Raw genomic sequence first — 17785 nt, 5'->3', positions numbered from 1 at the left:
CTTGCGTTCCTCCCGATTCGAAGCACTCAGCGTGCGCCCCGGCAACTTTCATTGTCAACGGGAGAACATCGAATGAAGAAAGTGAAGAGAATCTTAAACGTAACGCTTGCGCGATCAGCCATGAGCATGGTGATCGTGTTGGCGTGCCTTTGGCTGGTCGGCCCTTCGGCAAAAGCTCAAACACCGGTCACCGACGAACTAGCCACGAAGATCGCTACCCTCACCGTCGGTCTCGATACCGTTTGGGTCATGGTCTGCGGCATGATGGTGTTCTTCATGAACCTTGGGTTCGGCTGCGTCGAATCCGGTTTTGCCCGCGCTAAGAACACGGTCAACATTCTGTCGAAGAACTTCGTCGTGTTCGCCGTGACCTCGATCTTCTACTGGCTCATCGGTTGGGGCCTCATGTTCGGCGGCGACAACGGTGTTGCCGGTGCCGACGATTACGTCGGCAAGACCGGTCTCTGGATGGTCACGGGAGCCGACAACAGCCCTGCGACCTTGGCCGACTACAAGGGAGACTACGGCGCCATCAATTGGACCGGCGTTCCTCTCTGGTGCAAGTTCTTCTTCCAACTCGTGTTCGCCGGAACCGCTGCGACCATCGTGTCGGGTGCCGTGGCCGAACGGATCAAGTACCTCTCGTTTATCGTCTTCAGTGCTCTGATGGCCGTGGTCATGTATCCCGTTACCGGTCACTGGATATGGGGCGGTGGTTGGCTTGCCGACGCCGGTTTCTGGGACTTCGCCGGTTGCGCGGTCGTCCACTCCGTCGGCGGTTGGGCCGCTATGACGGGTGCTTACGTGCTCGGCCCTCGTATCGGTAAGTACGGGCCTGACGGCAAGGTCAATGCTATTCCGGGCCACAACATGACGGCCGCCTTCATCGGCTGTTTGGTCCTCTGGCTCGGTTGGTTCGGATTCAATCCGGGGAGCACGATGGGGGTCGGTGATGGTTCGTTGCTCTCGAAGATCGCGGTCAACACGAATGCCGCCGGCGCCATTGCTACGCTCACCGCCACCGCCACGGCTTGGATCGTGCTCGGAAAGCCCGATCTCGGTATGACGATCAACGGCTGCTTGGCCGGCTTGGTCGCGATCACGGCTCCTTGTGCTTGGGTCTCGATGAACGACTCGCTGATCATCGGTGCCGTTGCCGGTGTGTTCGTCGTCTTCTCGGTTATCTTCTTCGACAGAATCCGCTGCGACGATCCGGTCGGCGCGACGAGCGTTCACTTGGGTTGTGGAACTTTGGGATGTATTGCCGTCGGTCTGTTTGCGGAAATTCCGGCAGAAGGTGCTTTGGCTCCGGCTGCGGGCTTGTTCCACGGCGGTGGTACGACGCAACTCATCGCTCAGCTTAAGGGTATCGCTGCGGTCGGCGTCTATACGGTCGTCGTCTCGACGATCTGCTGGTTGATCATCAAGTACACGATCGGCCTCCGTGTCTCGGCTGAAGAAGAAATCGAAGGCCTCGACGTCGGCGAACACGGCCACACGGCTTACCACGGCTTCGTCATGGGGAGCCCGGAAGGTCACTAGGATCGTCCTTCGCCCTGCGGTAGCCGATCGATTCGGCTATCGCGGTGGCGCTTTTTATCTATCGGTGATTGGGCCTCGGCTCTGTCGCCCTAACGACTCCGGCTCCGCCTGCCGGTTGAGGCCCGGTTGCTGGTGTAGACTTCGGTCTTCATCGGCACCGGGTTTTTTCGTTGATAGCGTGAAGAAATGAGGAGCCGTTCGGCGTCCGACACGATTGCGAGCGCCGCGGTATAATGCTGCGTCGGCCGGCTGCATCTGCGGCCGCCACGATAGCCTGAACCACTTCGCTCGCCCGGCTTGCATTATGGGAAAACCCAAACAGCTATTCAAAAAAGTCTGGGAGCAGTTTGCGTCTCCTAAGGTGAGCGAAGCCGAGTTGGAACGATGCCTCAAAGAGGTGTGGCACACCTTGCCCGTGCCGGTCTTTTGGCTGCTCGGTAAGACGCAATCGGGAAAGACGTCGCTCATTCGCGCATTGACGGAAAACACGCGCGCCGAAATCGGCAACGGTATTCGTCCTTGCACGGCCACGGCACGGGAGTACCCTTTTCCGAGCGAAGAAGATTGCATCCTCCGGTTTCTCGATACGCGCGGCCTCGGCGAAGTGAACTACGACCCGGCGCAAGAGATTGCCCTATTTCAAGATCAGGCCCATCTGCTCATCGTCGTCATGAAGGCGATGGATCATGCGCAGCAAGCCGTGATGGAGGCGATCAAGCAAATCCACGCGGCCCGCCCTCAGTGGCCGATTCTCGTCATTCAAACGACGCTACACGAAGGTTATCTGTCTCGCGAACAGCAGCATCTAGACCCGTATCCCTACCGGGGGACGACTTTTCCGCCGCAAGTGCCGGATGGGTTGGCACGTTCGCTCCTGACGCAGCGCAAACTCTTCGAACAGGCCGGCATACCGGCTAAGTTCGTGCCGGTCGATTTCACCCTTCCCGACGACGGTTACGAGCCGACCGACTATGGGCTCGAAGCACTCTGGGAAGCGATCGAAGAACTCTTGCCGCTCGGTTTGCGCAGCATGTTGCAGCAATACGAGCAGGTCCGGAAAAGTCTGCGCGACGTTCATCTTCGTGCCGCGCATCCGCATGTTTTGTCGTATGCCGTAGCCGCCGGTGCCGCCGCAACCGTACCGGTGCCGATGGTCGACGTGCCGCTTGTGCTGGCGATTCAAGCGAAGATGTTTCATACGATCGCGTCGATCTATCATCAAGAGTTCGACGTCAAGCAGGTCGGAGAAGTGCTCGGTGGCCTCGGGGTCGGGTTTCTCGGGCGGCTCGGCGGACGTGAGTTGCTGAAGGTCATTCCCGGATACGGTTCGGCGATCTCCGCGGTCTACTCGGGAGCAAGCACCTACGCGCTCGGACTCACGCTCTGCTTCTATTTCAGCCGCGTTCGCGACGGCAACGTGCCCGACCAAGCCGAGTTCCGCAAAATCTACGACGATCATTTTCAAGAAGGTCGCCGACGGCTGCACGCTTATCTCGATCGCCTTCGCAGCAAGCCGAAGGCGACCCGATGAAGTTAAAGACCCAATGGTCGCTGCTCGCGTTGTTCGCCGCGCTCCCTTACATCTTGCTCGGTGTCGCCGGAGCGTGGTGGCTCTACGTTTCCGGCTGGTGGCTCTGGTGGGCAAGCTTTGCGGCGCTCGTCATGCTCGTCGGTTGGCCGATGATGCGCTGGTTGCAGAAGCGGACCCCCTTCTCCGTTTCCGCAGACGTCGAGCCGGGTGAAAATTGGTCGCCGGCGGGTCGCACGGCTTGGGCCGATGTCGAACGTATCGCGTCGAGCATGCGTGCCGAAGACATTCCGCTCGACCGGCCCGAGCCGATATTGAACCTGGCGCGCGAAGTGATCGACGTCGTCGCGCGGCAATTTCATGCGAAGTCGAAACGGCCGGCGTTCGAGATTCCGGTGCCGCATCTGTTGCACATCGTCGAACTGGTGACGCACGACTTGCGCGAAACTTTCTCGGCTCATATCCCGGGCTCGCACATTCTGACGATCAACGACCTGATCAAGCTCAAGAAGGTCGCGATGTATGCGCCGACGTTATATCGTGTCTATCGCATCGCCGCCCTCGTCATCAACCCGACGACGGCGCTCGCTCGCGAGCTCGGTAATATCGCGCAGACGAAAATGCTCAACGCTTCCGCCGACGAGACGAAGCGTTGGGCCTTGCAGTTCGCGATTCGCAAGACAGGCTTTTACGCGATCGAGCTCTATAGCGGGCACCTCGCGTTGCGCGGCGTCGAGTTCGCTCCTTATAAAACGGAACGCTCGCAGCGCGCGATCGCCGACGAAGAGCAACGCAACGGGGTGCTCCAAGACGAGCCGTTGCGGATTCTCGTGCTCGGGCAAGTCAAAGCCGGCAAATCGAGCCTTGTCAACGCGATGTTCGGCGAAACGCGAGCCGCGATCGATGTCGTGCCCCGCACGAAAGACGTCGAGCCGTATCTCTTAGAACGCGACGGGGTTCGCAAGGCGATCATCCTCGATACCGCGGGCTACGAAGATGCTTCGCGCACCGCCGAAGCGCTCGACCAAGCGCGCGAAGAGATTGCGCGCTGCGATCTGGTGTTGCTTGTCGTCTCGGCAGTCAGCGCGGCTCGCGATGCCGATCGTCGACTGCTCGACGAAGTGCGCGAACTGTTTCAACGTAACCCCGATGCGGAGTTGCCGCCGCTGGTCGTCGTGCTTTCGCATATCGATCAAGTTCGGCCGTTTCGCGAATGGAATCCGCCGTACGATCTCGTTCGTCCGCAGAACGCCAAGGCGCAGCAAATTCGCGATGCCGTCGAAGCAACCGCGGCCGATCTTCAAGTCGCCGTCGAGCGTGTGATTCCGGTCTGTCTCACAGAAGGAGCACGCTACAACATCGAAGAGGGTCTGTTGCCCGCCATCGTCGCTTCGCTCGGAGCCGCCGAACGGTTGAAGTATTTGCGCTGCTTGCGCGAGTTCAAAGACGAGCAATATTGGCGCGGCCTGCGCGAACAAGCGGCGAATACAGGCCGTGTGTTGCTGAGCGTCGGCAAGCACCTGCTGAATGAAGTCCTCGAGCCGCCACGACCAAATTAGCCGGAACGCGTTAGCGTCCGGTCTCTGCGCATTACAGCGTGAAATGGAACCGGGGGCTAACGCCCTCCGGCTGATCACTCACTGATCATCGTCTTCATGATCTTTGTCGAACGGATTCGGCTGCGACTCGAACTCGTCTAAGTCTTCTTCCGACCAGCCGAAGTGGTGTGCAAGTTCGTGAATGATCGTTCGCTTGATCTCGTAGGCGACTTCTTCGCGTGAGCGGCAGGCCTCTTCGATCGGTTGTTTGAACAACCAAACCCGATTCGGCTGCCAATCGCCGATCGCGTCGCCGATGACTTCGGGCATGTCCGTCACCGGCCTTCCCTCGAAAAGGCCGAGCAACGTTTCTTCTTCCGGATCGAGTCCGACGCTTTTCAATTGCCTTCGCGAGGGATTCTCGCGCACATCGACGACGACGTTCTCCATCCACTCTTGAAACTCGTCGGGCAACTGCTCGACCGCTTCTTTCGCCAAGCGGCAGAATTCATCCATCGACATGAACGGCTCTTCGGTCATGAGCGACCTCTAAGCCGATTGCGGACGAGTGGTGATCAATTGATCGAGCTCGGCCTTGAGCTTCGGCAAGATCTCGTCGTATTTGAATGCGCCGAGTTCGACGCTTCTTCGTTTGAGGTTCACATGCGTCGGCCCGCACCAGAGACCGAGGTCGGCGTCGTCGGTCTCGCCCGGCCCGTTCACGCGGCATCCCATCACGGCGATCGTGATCTTATGTTCCTGCGCGTAGCTCGTCATTTCTTTCACTTGCTGCGCAAGTTCGATGAAGGCTTCGTTTTCGACACGCGAGCAACTCGGGCAGCTAATGATGTTCATCGCCTTCAAGCCGAAGTCGACGAAGCTGCGCACGCGCCCGGCGGCGATGTCGGCCAAGATGCCTCGCCCGGCCGCGATCTCTTCGCTTTTGCGCGAGTTCGGCACGGTGAGCGACACCCGAATCGTATCGCCGATGCCCTTGCTCACGAGTTGCTCGAACGCGATGCGGGTCTTAATGATCCCATCGGGCGGAAGGCCGGCCTCGGTGACGCCGAGATGCAGCGGCACGTCGGGTCGCTGGGCCGCGAACCGCTTGTTGACTTCGATCACTTTGGCGGGATCGGAATCCTTCAACGACACGACGTAGCGCGTGAAGCCGATCTTGTCGAGCAACTCGCAATGTTCCCAAGCGCTGGCGAGCATCGGTGAAATGGAGTCGTGCTCCGGAAACTTGCCGAGCTTGTCGGGATCGACCGAGCCGCAGTTCACGCCGACGCGCAGCGCGCAATCGTGGGCCGCAGCGGTCTCGGCGATGAAGCGCACCTTGTCTTGCCAGGGCTTCGTGCGCTCATGGTGATAGAGATGGCCGGGGTTATAGCGAATCTTATCGACGCTCGGCGCTACCTGAACGCAAAGGCGATAGTTCTCTTGCAAATCGACCGAAAGATTCGCCCGCGTTTGCTTCCGGATTTCGGCCAGCGCGTCGGCGTCTTTCGTACTGTCGCAGGCGATGCGGACGATGTCGGCACCGGCCGCGAGTAGGTCTTCGGCTTGGCCGACCGTCGCGGCGACATCTTGCGTATGCGTCGCGGTCATGCTCTGCACGGCGATCGGGTTCCCGCCGCCTACCGTGCAGGTTCCTATCTTAACGGCCCGAGTGGGGTTGCGCGGCAATTGCAAAGTGTCGTCTCCGTACGAGTGGATCGGCCTCTCTCGATAATCATCCGGAAGTAGGCCGGTTTCGACAAGGGGACCTCCCTGCTCGACCCATCGACGCATGGCTCGAAATCGTTATGATTTGGGGAGTTCGGCCGGTATCGCCGGTCGAGAGCCTCTACGAATACGCTGCGAGAATGTCATGGCCACGGCCGCAAAAACCACGATTCGCGTCGGACATAGTCCGGATCCCGACGATGCCTTCATGTTCCATGCCTTGGCCTCGGGCAAGATCGATACCGGCCCCTACGAATTCGTCCATGAGCTGGTCGACATCGAGACGCTGAACCGGCGGGCCTTGCAGGGCGAGCTCGAACTCTCGGCCGTCAGTATCCACGGCTATGCGTATCTCACCGACAAGTATGCTTTGTGCCCTTGCGGCGCGAGCATGGGAGACCGCTATGGGCCGATGGTGATCGCGACGAAGAAGTACACCCTCGACGAGTTGAAGAAGCTGACGATCGCCGTGCCGGGTACATTGACCTCGGCGTATCTTTCGCTTCGGCTCTGCCTAGGCAATGATTTCTCGTTCGTCGTCGTGCCGTTCGATCGGATCTTCGAAGCAGTCGAAGCCGGCGTTTGGGACGGCAAGAAAGTCGATGCCGGGCTCATCATTCACGAAGGCCAACTCACCTACGGCGACCGGAAGCTGGAACTCTGCGTCGACCTCGGCGAGTGGTGGTTTCAAGAGACGGGATTGCCGCTGCCGCTCGGCGGCAACGTGATCCGCAAGGATCTCGGCCCCGCGGCGATGCGCGAAGTGAATCGGTTGATGAAGGCCAGCATCGAGTATGGCCTGAAACATCGCAAAGACGCCCTCGACCATGCCCTGCAATACGGCCGCGACCTGAATCGCGAACAGGCCGATAAGTTCGTCGGCATGTACGTCAACGATTGGACGGTCGATTGGGGGCCGCGCGGTCGCGAAGCCGTGGCGCTCTTGTTGCGCCGCGGGTTCGAGACCGGCGTGATCCCGAAACTGGTCGTGCCTGAGTTTATCGACTAAGGCCGACGACGGGGTTTGTTACTCAGTCGGCAGCTCGTAGCAAGCCGCTTCCTTGTTGTTGCGCACAAGCAAATACTTGCCCCAAAGAACCGGCACGTTCCAGGTGCGTCCTTCCGGCAAGGCGGTGAACCGGCCTAATTCTTCGAATTTATTGGGCTCGGCTTCGACCAGCGCTACGTCTCCCTTTTCGCTTTGCACGATCAGTAGATCGTCGACGAGGATGACTTGCCCGTGCCCGTAGTCGGCGCCTCGCTTCGAGCGCCACTTGAGCTTGCCGTCGGAGAGTGCGACGCAAACTAAAAAGGCGCCGTCGTCGAGCCCGTAGACGACGCCGTCGCGGGCTATCGGGTTCATGAACTTCGGTTTCAAGGTCGTCGCCTTCCAAAGTTCGTCGACTTTCCACTCGCCCGACGGTTCCTTCGTCACTTCGAGCATGCGACAACCGACGGTATAACCGGCGGAAATAAAGACGCGGCGATCATCGACGACAATCGTCTGCGGCACTTTGGGTTGCGAGCCGTTCCAGTCGGTGTATTTCCAGAGGACGGCACCGGTTTCCGGATCGTGACCCGCGACCGTCTGGAAGTTGACGATCACGATTTGCGGGACGCCGCCGAGCGTGACGAGTTGCGGCGTCGCGTAACCGGTCGGTTCGTCCCCGGCGTGCCACACCGGGCGGCCGTCGGCGATGCCGTAGGCGACGAGCGAGCGCCCTTGGTCGCCGCCGGCGCTCACGACGACGATTTCTCCATGCGCCTTGGTGTCGACGATGAGCGGCGACGAGCTCCGGCCCCACTGCGGCGTCGGAGCCTCGTATTCGGCGACGATATTATGCGACCACAGCACGTTACCGGTTGCGGCGTCGAAGCAGTTGAGCAATCCGGCCGAGCCGAGCGCGTAGAGCTTCCCTTTGTGAAACGTCGGCGTGGCGCGCGGGCCTAAGCCGCCGAGAATCCAATCGTAGCCGGGCGAATCGGAATGGACCCATTGCAGCTTGCCGTCGGTCAGGTCGTAGCAAGTGACTTGCTCCGAGGCTTTGTCTTCCGTTTGTTCTTGCGTGAAGCCGTATTTTCCGGCGATCGCGAAGCTCGAGCAACCTTCGCCGACTTTCTTGCGCCAGACTTCGCGCGGCGGGGTCTTCGACCAATCTCGCGCCAGCTTGCCGTGCCGTTCGGTATAGATGCCGTTGCGACCCGGTCCGAGGAACGTCAGGGAGTCGTCGATCGATCGGTCGAACACGAGCGCCGTCGTCGCCAGCTTGGCTTCGTGAATCACCGCCTTCGGGCCGTAGCCGAACCGCGCCTGAAGCTGTTTGATCCAAAAACGGCGCTCGAACCGCTGCTGCATATCGCCGCCGAAATCGAGGCGAAACGCCGCGCCTAGGGCACCGAGGCAAAAGACCGCGGTTCCGACGACGGCGAAGCGGCTGCGGCGCGTCGTAAAGACGAACTGCAAGCTCCAAACGAACAGCAGAACGCCGACCAGCAGCAAGAGAACTTCCGACGCGACAAAACGGATCGCATTGTCGATCGGAAGCGGTGCGAGGCGAATGATCGCGAGCACGAAGCCGCCCACGCCGAGAATCGTCAGCAACCGAGCGCGAGGAGTGAATCGCTTACGACGCGATCCGTCGGCCGATAGGGCGGCGGTCGTATCCACGTATTCTCAACTCCTCGTGCTCGGGTCCGATTCCGTTCTTGCGTTTTTCAGCGACTAGTCGCCGGTGCGCGAGGTGACTTCGATCAGGTGGTAGCCGAACTGAGTCTTCACGGGGCCTTGCACGGTGTTGACCGGTGCCGAAAAGACGACCTTATCGAACTCGGGAACCATCTGGCCCGGACGAAACTCGCCGAGATCGCCCCCTTCGCCACCGGACGGGCACTTCGAATGAGCCTTCGCCAAGTCGGCGAACTTCGCGGTGCCGGCGTCGATCTGTTTCTTGAGGTCGTTGCAGGCCTGTTCGGTCGGCACGAGAATGTGGCGGGCACGGGCTTTCTTCAACATGGAACGGGTCTCGTCGTAAGAAATCGAGGGAGTGCGAAAGTCGCCGCGGCGGGCGAACTCTCCTCAAGATAACGAATGTCGGCTATTCGGCCAACCGTCCGGCATTCGCTGCGAGTATTCGGCGACTAAGTGTCCACCGTTCGATTCTTAGGTCCGGTGCCGATCTTGCCCAGTGCCCAAGCGGCACGCTTGGCGACTGCGGCATCGGCGTGCGTCGCGGCGACTTGCTGGAGCGCATCGCACGCGCCGGCTGCGCACTGCCCGAGACGGCCGAGCAGCGTCGCCGCCCAGAATGCTTGGCTTAGATTCTCGCGACCCGCCAACGCTGCGAGCGGAACGACGTCTTTTACTCGGGGTGGGCCGAAGCTTTCGAGCGCCGCTTCGGCCCATTGGCGAACCTGATCATCGGAGTCGGCGCAAGCCTCGACTAAGGGAATCGCCGCTGCGACCGCTGCGACGTGCTCCCCCAACGTGGCGAAGTGCCGAGCCGCATCGGCGCGTTGGCCGGCCGAGGTCGACTTAAGCTGGATGAGCCAAGCGGCGACGTCGGTCTCGATGCTCATGAGTTCTCCGCTGCGCTTACAACCCTGACCCCCGACCTCTGACCCCTGATCCCTATTCTTAATCCTCGATGCCGAGTTTCATTTCGTCGGAGTTGGCTTTCAGTTCCGGAGCGTACATCGCCGACGCGCGGGTCGGTAAGGCGCTGAACTTGCCCGGGATCTCGGCGCGGATCTTATAGGAAACGCTGTGCTTGCCGCGCGGCAGCACTCGCGTAAAGAGGCAAACTCGTTCGTCGCGAAGTTCCATATAGGCTCCGAGTCCGTTGCCGTTGTAGCCGCTGCGAACGTCGACCGGCTCGAAGCCGCCGGCCTTCATATCCTCGAAGACGAGATATTCGTAGTCGTTCTTGCTTTCGATTTCCAGTTCCACTTCGACAACGTCGCCGCTCTTGAGCGTGCCGAGATTCGGGATCTCTTGTCGTTCGAACTTCTCGACATTCTGCGTAACCGCTTGCCCACGAGCACCGGCCACGAGCGCCTCGGCCTTCACGCGCACCAGCTTGTAGAACTTGCGCTCGACTTTAACTTCCAGACCGGCCTTAGTGATGAAGTCTTCCAGAGTGAAATCGGTTTGGTAAGCGTTGAAGTAGATCGGTCCTGCGCCGCGTTTGCGAAGCTCGAGCGTGTGTCTTCCCGACGCGACTTCCGCTCCTTCAAGCACGAACTTGTTATCGAACGAGAAGAGGTTTTCCGCGTCGACTTTGACTTCCTTACGCTTCGTGACGTCGAGCCATACCTCGATCGTCAGGGCGGGCTTCGACTCTCCCGACGCTTTGAGATAGTCGGCAAGCGATTCGATGCAGAGGGCCGTGTCGCGCGTGCTCTTCCAGTAGGAGCCGTGCTTTCTGTTGTTGAGCAGGTACTTCACGAGCCGCGGCGCCACCCGCCCCTTCGGGTCCGTCTTCGACAGCAGCTTCAAGTAGTAGGCCATCGCTTCATTCTCGCTGCCGTACCAATTCCACCAGTAATTGTTGTCGGGCAGGTTGAGATACGCGGTCTGGTTTTCATCGTCTTCGACCACATACTGACTGATGTTCTTCAGGACCTCGGCGAGTTTGTCCGCCTCGGCCAGCTTATGCAGCGCCAGGCCGTACATCGACAACGCATATACGGACAACTCCGGTCGATCGCGATCGAGAAAGGCGAGCATCTCTCCGCTCTTCTGGCCCGCATCGACTAGGACCATGAAGACGAACGCGTCGAGGTTGTCGGCTTTCGCTTTGAAATCGGTTTTGGCTTTGTTCTGGTAATTCTTGAGCAACCGAACTTGCTCGGCTTGATAACGCACGAGCCACTGGATACCCCGATCCAACACGCCGGGCAATAGCGGTACGTCGTTCTCCAGAGCCATTTGGAAGCCGTGGACGACGTAGGCGGTCGTATGCGGATAGGAGTGCTCGCCGTAGCCCGAGAACCAACCCCAGCCGCCGTCGGAGCATTGCATATCGGTGAGGCGTTGCACGCCGGCTTTCACCATCTTCGCGACTTCGCTTTGATCGAACACCGGATTGCGATCGAACTGCTTCCATTGCTCGGCGCGCTTCCGGTCGTCGCCGATTTCTTGCGCGTTGAGATTCGTTCGCTTGGCTTGGATCTTTTTGAGATCGAGCTGCATGTCGATCAGGATCTTCTGAGTAATCGCGGCCGGCAAGAATCGGCTGAGCGTTTGCTCCGTGCAGCCGTAGGGATAGTCGACGAGGTACGGCAGCGCATCGACCATCGCTCCGGCGAGGGTCGGCGAGTAGCGAACTTCCAATCGCGAGCGTTCGACGCGCCGCTGATCGGGCACGGTGAACGTGATCTTTCCCGACGTGTCTTCCGGACGAACCACGCCCGAGAACGATTCGGTCTTGAGCATGCCGTGGACGTAGACCGGGAACTTCATCTCGACGGCATCCGATTCTTCGTCGGTGAGGCCTTTCATCCGCACGACGGCTTCCCCTTCGGCCACGGCTTTGACGCGCCAATCGACGCGCATCTCACCGCCGGCTTCGATCTCGATCGTACGCGTCGATTCGTCGAGCGGCTTGAGCGTCGGCCCTTCGAGTTCGAGTACGACTTGCACGCTCTTCTTCGTCTTCAAATAGTTATGCACGTTCGCCGACAGCACGACTTCGTCTTTCTCGACGAAGAAGCGGGGAGCTTGAAGCCTGACGAGCAGGTTCTTCGTCGTCACGACTTCGCGCGAGGCCTCGCCGACGTTCGTGCCTGCCCCCATCGCCCAGGTCCGAATTTTCCAAGAGGTCAGATTTTCCGGCATGTTGAGCTTTGCCGTGGCGATGCCGTCGCTGTTGGTTTCCAGGGCGCCGATCCAGAGCGCGGTGTCGGCGAAGTTCGAGCGAATCGTCGGCTGCACGTTCGGCTGACCGGCTTGTCCTGCCTGTTGTAGTTCGGCGAGACCGTTTTTATCCGACCCATAAGCGGAGCTTTCCGACTTCGCCAAAGCGTCCATCGGTGCCGAGGCGGCCATAGGGGCACCCGCGGGTGCAGCGGCATAGCCACCGCCCATCGCCGCGCCGTTGCGCATCATGGCCTTCAAGGCCCGACCCGGAACTTGCCCCTTCCCTCCACGGCCGAAGCCGGCTCCGTCTTTCCGTTCGTCGGTATCAAGGTCGTCGGCGATCGAGCCGCCGAATACGCCGATGTCGTTGAGCCCGACTTCTCCGCTCTTCATCAGATTGCCGGATTGAATCGAAAGGCTCGATTCCGTGCGCGGGTAATGTTGCCGGCGCCACTTCCAGAAAAACGCTTTAATGTCCGGCACGTTCGAGCCGCCGGAAATATATTCGACCGACTTGTCGTACACGGCCACGACCGTTTGTCCGACGAACGCGCGTCCGTCGGGGCCGAGGAGCGAAAGCTTGATCTCGGCCGCTTCGCCCGGCTTGTAGGTCTCTTTCGACGGCGTGATCTTTACGTCGACCACGCGCGATTCCGGCGGCACGACGATTTCTTTCGTCTCGGTGTGCAGCTTGCCGTCGGCGATGGTCACGGCTTCGACGAAGAAGTTCGGCATGTCTTTTACGGCCGTCGTGATCTCGACGAAGGTGCTGCGGCCCGCGATGCGCAAGAGCTGCGGCGGAAGATAGATGCCGTTCGTCGGGCGCACGAAAAGGAGCACGGTCGAGCCGAGACGATCGGTGTTCACTTGCAGCCGTACCTTATCGCCGGCTTTATATTCGCGCTTGTCGGGCACAAGCTCCACGGAGTTGAAACGGAACTGCGCGCCATCGTTCCCTTCCCCCATGACGGTGAAGACGTAGCCCCCTTCTTCCTTGTTCCCCTTAGCGTCCGTCAACTCGTAGGAGAGGCGATACTGCCCGGCCGCCGAAGCCTTGATTTGCATCTCGGCGTGCCCTTCGGCATCGGTAGCGAGATCCCATTCTTGAGCCACGGTCTCTTTCGGCAGGCGCTTCTCGTCGTAGCCGATCGAGAGCAGCTTCAATTTCCCTTTACCGCTCACCGGCTTGTCGTCGAGCGTATGAGCCGAAAAGTGGGCGTGAACGGTATCACCGACGTCGTAGTGTCCACGATCGACCCAGGTGAAGACTTTGAACGGCCGACGCGCCACGAGGACTTGCCCCGAACCGACGATCGTGCGCCGCGACTCGTCGACGACTTCCGCCGTAATCTCGTAGCGATGGTCTTCGTCGCCGTGAATTTCGGCGGCCAGCGAAGTATCGATCTCGATTTTCAACTTCCCGTCGGGACCGATCTCGGCTTCTCGTTCCGCGACCAATTCCGGCGGCTCCGATTGACCTTGCCACCACCACGGCGTCGGTCGAAGGCAGCCCCACTGTTTGAAGCCGGGATACCACGAATAGTCGTAAGCGAACCACCAGTAGCCGCGACCGTACATCCAATCCCAACGCGCCAGCGGAAACCAGCGGGCATCATGCGGCGAGCGCTGCACCTTGTACTTCACTTTGGCATTCACGACCGGAGCGCCGAAATAATACTTCGCTTGCACTTCGGCCGTGACCTTGTCGCCGAGCTTGATCGGCTCGGTCGGCGCTTGCACGGTAACTTCGAATTCCGGCTTCTTGTACTCCTCGACTCGGAACGACATGCCGCCGTAGCCTTGAACCGAAAGTTGATAATTGCCGAGTTTGGCTTCGCTCGGCAATTCGTATTCGCCCGAGATTCCGCCGAATTTGTCGCTCTTGATCCGCTTGTTCCAGGCCACGGTTCCTTGCGGATCGTTGATTTGAAGCGTGAAATCGGTGTTCGCGTACTTCGCGGAGTCGGCCTCGGTCAGATCGTACTTCGCTTGGCGAATCCAAAACTTATACTGCACTTTTTGTGCAGGACGATACACCGGCCGATCGGTGATGCCGTAAGCTTTGACGGCTTCATATTGCTGATCGTAGATGCGGCCGTTCCACACCGAAGCGAACCCATAATGCGCGAGCCGGCCATCGGGCGTACGCGCGATCATCAGCCAATTGAACTGTCGCTGTGATTCGTTGTAAGCGAGTTGCACCTGACCGTCGTCGCCGGTTTTTTCGGCGACGTTCGAGACGTCGATGGTCCAGTGAACGCCTGCAATCGGCACGTTGACCTGGCGTTGCCGGTAGCCGAACATTTCGATGTCGGCCTTGGGAATCGGCGCTCCGGTCACGGCGTCGGCGACGTAGAGCAGCGTCTTATCGTCGAGCGGCTTCTTTACGATCACGGTGTCGGCAATCCAAACGACGATGCGGCTCTCGTTGCCGTCGGCCAGCTTGGCGCGAACGAGATAGGCCCCCGCTTTTTGTAGCGGCGTGGCGATCGTAATTCGGCTATCGAAGTGGTTCGGCCGGGGCTGGAGCTCCAGTTTCCATGTCGCCGCTTCGGCACCGATGTATTCGTTTTGGTTCTGCTCGACGATCCGGTAGCCGACTTGCTCGATGTTGATCTTCTGCCAATCGAGTTGGCGCGGTGCGCTCTTGAGATACTTCTTCACGTCATCGAGAAGTTTTTCGTACTTCAATGCATGGGCGGTAAACTGGACCGCGCCGGCGTTGCGGAACCGGAATTCGAGCTTCGCTCCCGTCCCCCCGGGCTGCACTTCGGTAGTCTCGAACGTCCCCCAATTACCGACGATCTGAGTGCGTCGCGCTTCGTATTGGCGTCGCACATCGCCCGAGGTCAGCTTCGCGGCCTTCTCCCACCATTCGGCCGCCGTCACGAATTGGCGCCGGTTTTCATAGATCGCCGCGAGCTGCGCACTGGCTTCCGAGGCGCCCCAGTCGGTGCCGTCGGCGAGTTGCTTGTAGATCTTGATCGGGTTGTGTTCGTCGGGAAGCTTGAACCGTTTGACGCCGGTGGCCAGTCGCGCGATGGTCTCGTCGTCCGTAAGCGTATGCAGCGCGAACGTCTGCGGACGATCCTTGGCGTCGTCCTTCTCGTAAGCTCCGAACCATTGGCCGTAGGCCGCCATGGTTTGCGTGCCGAACTGGTGCAACAAGAACGAGGCGTAGGTTTTGGCGACCTCTTTCTTCAAGCCATCGCCGGCTTGCGCCGCCATGTGCATGGCCCAGCGCCAGCGCTGTCCGTCGCTTTTCGCATCGGCCCACGATGCGGGCACTTCGTAGTACACCGGCGTACCGTCGGCGCTTACCGGCGCGCCTGTGTCGTTCCCGCCGTGGTAGTTGTAGCCGAGCTGGTAGTCGGGAAGCTTCGTCAGATCGGTGAGGGCTTGCAGCTTCCACGATTCGTAGTAGCCGCGGTTGCCGAGCACGGCTCGCGACATTTGCATGTAGAAGCCCCCCTTCTCGTCGGCGCCGGCGTCGTCGAATAGCGGCACCGCTTGCAGATAGAGTTGCAAACTGCGCACCCGATCTCGCTCCGTGGCCTGTGCGTATTCACCCCCGCCGCGGTGATTCCCTCGCTCGAATTTACCGGCGACGATGAAGCCGTCTTGCCTGGCAGTGAGGTAGCTCGCGGCCATAGTGGCGAGAATCGTGCGCTGCTTGGCATGCACTCGGATGATTTCTTCGAACAACGCGTCGGTTTCCGGAACCCGATTCAGGCGTTGCAAAGCTTGGAGCGCGTTCGAGAGAATCGTCCCAACGTCCGCCCCTTCGTAACGAGGATCGATCAAGACTTTGCGATAGTTGTCGTAGGCGTCTTTCACGTTCCCCGCATTGAATTGTTTATTCGCCGTAGCCGCGAGATCGGTAACGTCGGCCGGCGCGGCTGCCCGAACGAGCCACGCCGTCGTTAGAATCGCCATGCCGATCAAGGCCGCCGTCAACGATTTCGTCGACCACGTCCGACCTGCGAGAGCTGAGCCGAGAGTATTCGAAGGACGCATAATTGAGACCTATTCGGGAATGCTGATGTCTGGGGAGTGCGACGTACGAATCGAGGCTTCCAACCGTTTTTAGCTTCGGTATCGCGGTCTTCGACGATCTGAACCGGGAAAAAGTTCCTAGACCCTTACCGTTTCGCCATCTTTATAGCCGACGCCCGCCGTCCCGCCACTCACGGCGGCCCGGTCGTCGCCGGAATTATTGCGTCTCGCGCGAGGCTGATAATGCGTTTTTAGGCTTCGTCCGGTAGAACAAAACTTGCCGGGAACCAGCGTGATATCCCCTTCTTAAGTCGTCGTTCGATCCGTTTTTCAGGTAGCAGGCTATCCATCTATGATCCGCCTCCATGAGCTCGACGCCAATTCTCAAGCAACCCCTTCGCGAGCGCTCAGCACTCGCATGCGCATCTCTTCCCTCGTCGACTTCGCCGTTCTCGCGGCATCCATCTGCTTGCTTGTCGCACCGTTCGACACGGCCCGTGCCGCCGAGGTCGTGCATCCGTTCAATTGGAAGCTCGAGAAGACGACGGTCTTCGCCGTCGGCCTCTTGGAATGGAAGCATCCCGAGATTTATAGCTCGTTTCCCGACCAGCAAGCCAATCGGGCCGACGTGCGACTCGTCAATCATTTTCGCAAGATCGGCATCCCTGAAGAACGAATCGTGTTCCTTAAAGATTCCGCAGCGACGAAGGCGCACATTCTCGAAGAGTTACGCAAGGTGCTGGCCGCTTCGAAGCCCGGCGACTTGCTCATCTTTTATTTCGCCGGCCACGGCTCGCGCGACGAAGAAACCGGCAGCACCTATTTCGCCAACTACGATGCCGGCGAAGAAGACTCCTCCGCTTGGAACGTCGCTTCGATCTTCAAGACGATCCAAAACAAGTTCCGCGGCGATCGCGCCGTCATGATCGCCGACTGTTGCCACTCCGGCGCACTCTACGATGAAGCCGGCCGCCACGCCGCCGGTCGAGTTTCGTTCGCTTGTCTCACGTCGTCGTACTCACATAATCTTTCGACCGGCAACTGGACGTTCACCGATTCGCTGCTTCAAGCCTTCCGCGGCACGCCGGCCGCCGACTCGAACGCGGATTCCGTGGTGCAACTGCACGAAGCGGCTCGATACATCGAGTTGGAGATGGCGTTCATCGAAGGCCAAAAGTCGATGTTCATCACCACCGGCGAGTTCCCGTCCGATTCCCCCGTCGCCCGCGTGAAAACGATTCCCAAGCCGGGCACTGGCCGGCGAGTTGAGGCGCTTTCGGAAGGAAAGTGGTACAAGGCGAAGATCATCGACGCCGAGACCGGGCGCTCGAAAGTGCATTACACGAATTACGGCGAAGAGTACGACGAATGGCTCCCGACCGATCGAATTCGTGAATACGTCCCGAAGGTTTACGCAGTCGATACCAAGGTGCAAGTCTATTCCGAAGACGACAAAAAGTGGGAGAAGGGAACGATCCTCAAGACCTGGTATGGGTTGCACTACATTCATTTCGACGGGTACGATGCCTCGTGGGACGAATGGGTCGGTCCCAACGCCATCAAACCGCGCTAGCGCGACACCTCGCTGCGGATTCC

Annotated in this window: 11 protein-coding genes; 5 read left to right on the top strand and 6 right to left on the bottom strand. The window is 59.8% G+C overall.

Annotated elements, in window-relative coordinates; all coding sequences use genetic code 11:
- The first annotated feature begins 72 nt into the window (after nt 1-72).
- From K8U03_08980 to K8U03_08970, 3 genes are all read left to right on the top strand, one after another.
- Nucleotides 73-1542 carry an ammonium transporter gene (locus tag K8U03_08980; protein ID MCE9605021.1) on the top strand — a complete coding sequence of 490 codons (1470 nt, stop codon included), beginning with the start codon at nt 73-75 and terminating at the stop codon, nt 1540-1542.
- Between the two features lie 304 nt (nt 1543-1846).
- Nucleotides 1847-3073 (top strand): GTP-binding DUF697 domain-containing protein, encoded by a 1227-nt coding sequence (locus tag K8U03_08975; GenBank protein ID MCE9605020.1) that lies wholly within the window; start codon nt 1847-1849, stop codon nt 3071-3073.
- A complete protein-coding gene (locus K8U03_08970) occupies nt 3070-4629 on the top strand; it encodes a 50S ribosome-binding GTPase (protein MCE9605019.1) in 1560 nt (519 codons plus the stop codon). Before K8U03_08975 ends, K8U03_08970 begins: the two co-directional genes overlap by 4 nt.
- 78 nt (nt 4630-4707) lie before the next feature.
- Here the strand turns inward: K8U03_08970 and K8U03_08965 are convergent, their stop codons facing one another.
- Both K8U03_08965 and ispG read right to left on the bottom strand, forming a co-directional pair.
- Nucleotides 4708-5148, bottom strand: coding sequence for a metallopeptidase family protein (locus K8U03_08965; protein ID MCE9605018.1), 441 nt, complete (start codon nt 5146-5148; stop codon nt 4708-4710).
- 9 nt (nt 5149-5157) lie between these two features.
- The gene (gene ispG / locus K8U03_08960; GenBank protein ID MCE9605017.1) at nt 5158-6303 is read right to left on the bottom strand and encodes a (E)-4-hydroxy-3-methylbut-2-enyl-diphosphate synthase; all 1146 of its coding nucleotides are present in this window, start codon (nt 6301-6303) and stop codon (nt 5158-5160) included.
- A gap of 178 nt (nt 6304-6481) precedes the next feature.
- On the opposite strand from ispG, the gene K8U03_08955 reads away from it, so the two are divergent.
- Nucleotides 6482-7345, top strand: coding sequence for an ABC transporter substrate-binding protein (locus tag K8U03_08955; protein MCE9605016.1), 864 nt, complete (start codon nt 6482-6484; stop codon nt 7343-7345).
- An 18-nt stretch (nt 7346-7363) separates the two neighbouring features.
- On the opposite strand, the gene K8U03_08950 is transcribed toward K8U03_08955, so the two are convergent.
- The 4 genes from K8U03_08950 to K8U03_08935 all read right to left on the bottom strand — a co-directional run bounded on the left by K8U03_08950 (nt 7364) and on the right by K8U03_08935 (nt 16210).
- Nucleotides 7364-9004, bottom strand: coding sequence for a PQQ-like beta-propeller repeat protein (locus K8U03_08950; GenBank protein ID MCE9605015.1), 1641 nt, complete (start codon nt 9002-9004; stop codon nt 7364-7366).
- 54 nt (nt 9005-9058) lie between these two features.
- Nucleotides 9059-9349, bottom strand: a complete 291-nt coding sequence (locus tag K8U03_08945; GenBank protein ID MCE9605014.1) for a peptidylprolyl isomerase — start codon at nt 9347-9349, stop codon at nt 9059-9061.
- Nucleotides 9350-9474: 125 nt separating this feature from the next.
- Nucleotides 9475-9912, bottom strand: coding sequence for a hypothetical protein (locus K8U03_08940; protein ID MCE9605013.1), 438 nt, complete (start codon nt 9910-9912; stop codon nt 9475-9477).
- Between the two features lie 58 nt (nt 9913-9970).
- On the bottom strand, nt 9971-16210 hold the full coding sequence (locus K8U03_08935; protein MCE9605012.1) for an alpha-2-macroglobulin: 6240 nt from the start codon (nt 16208-16210) through the stop codon (nt 9971-9973).
- 331 nt (nt 16211-16541) lie between these two features.
- Between K8U03_08935 and K8U03_08930 the strand changes: the two genes are divergently transcribed.
- Nucleotides 16542-17762 carry a caspase family protein gene (locus tag K8U03_08930; GenBank protein ID MCE9605011.1) on the top strand — a complete coding sequence of 407 codons (1221 nt, stop codon included), beginning with the start codon at nt 16542-16544 and terminating at the stop codon, nt 17760-17762.
- Nucleotides 17763-17785: the final 23 nt, after the last annotated feature.

The sequence above is a fragment of the Planctomycetia bacterium genome (genome assembly GCA_021413845.1).
Classification (GTDB): Bacteria; Planctomycetota; Planctomycetia; order Pirellulales; family PNKZ01; genus PNKZ01.
Note: the sequence above shows the minus strand (reverse complement) of the source record. Positions and strands in the feature narration are given on the sequence as shown.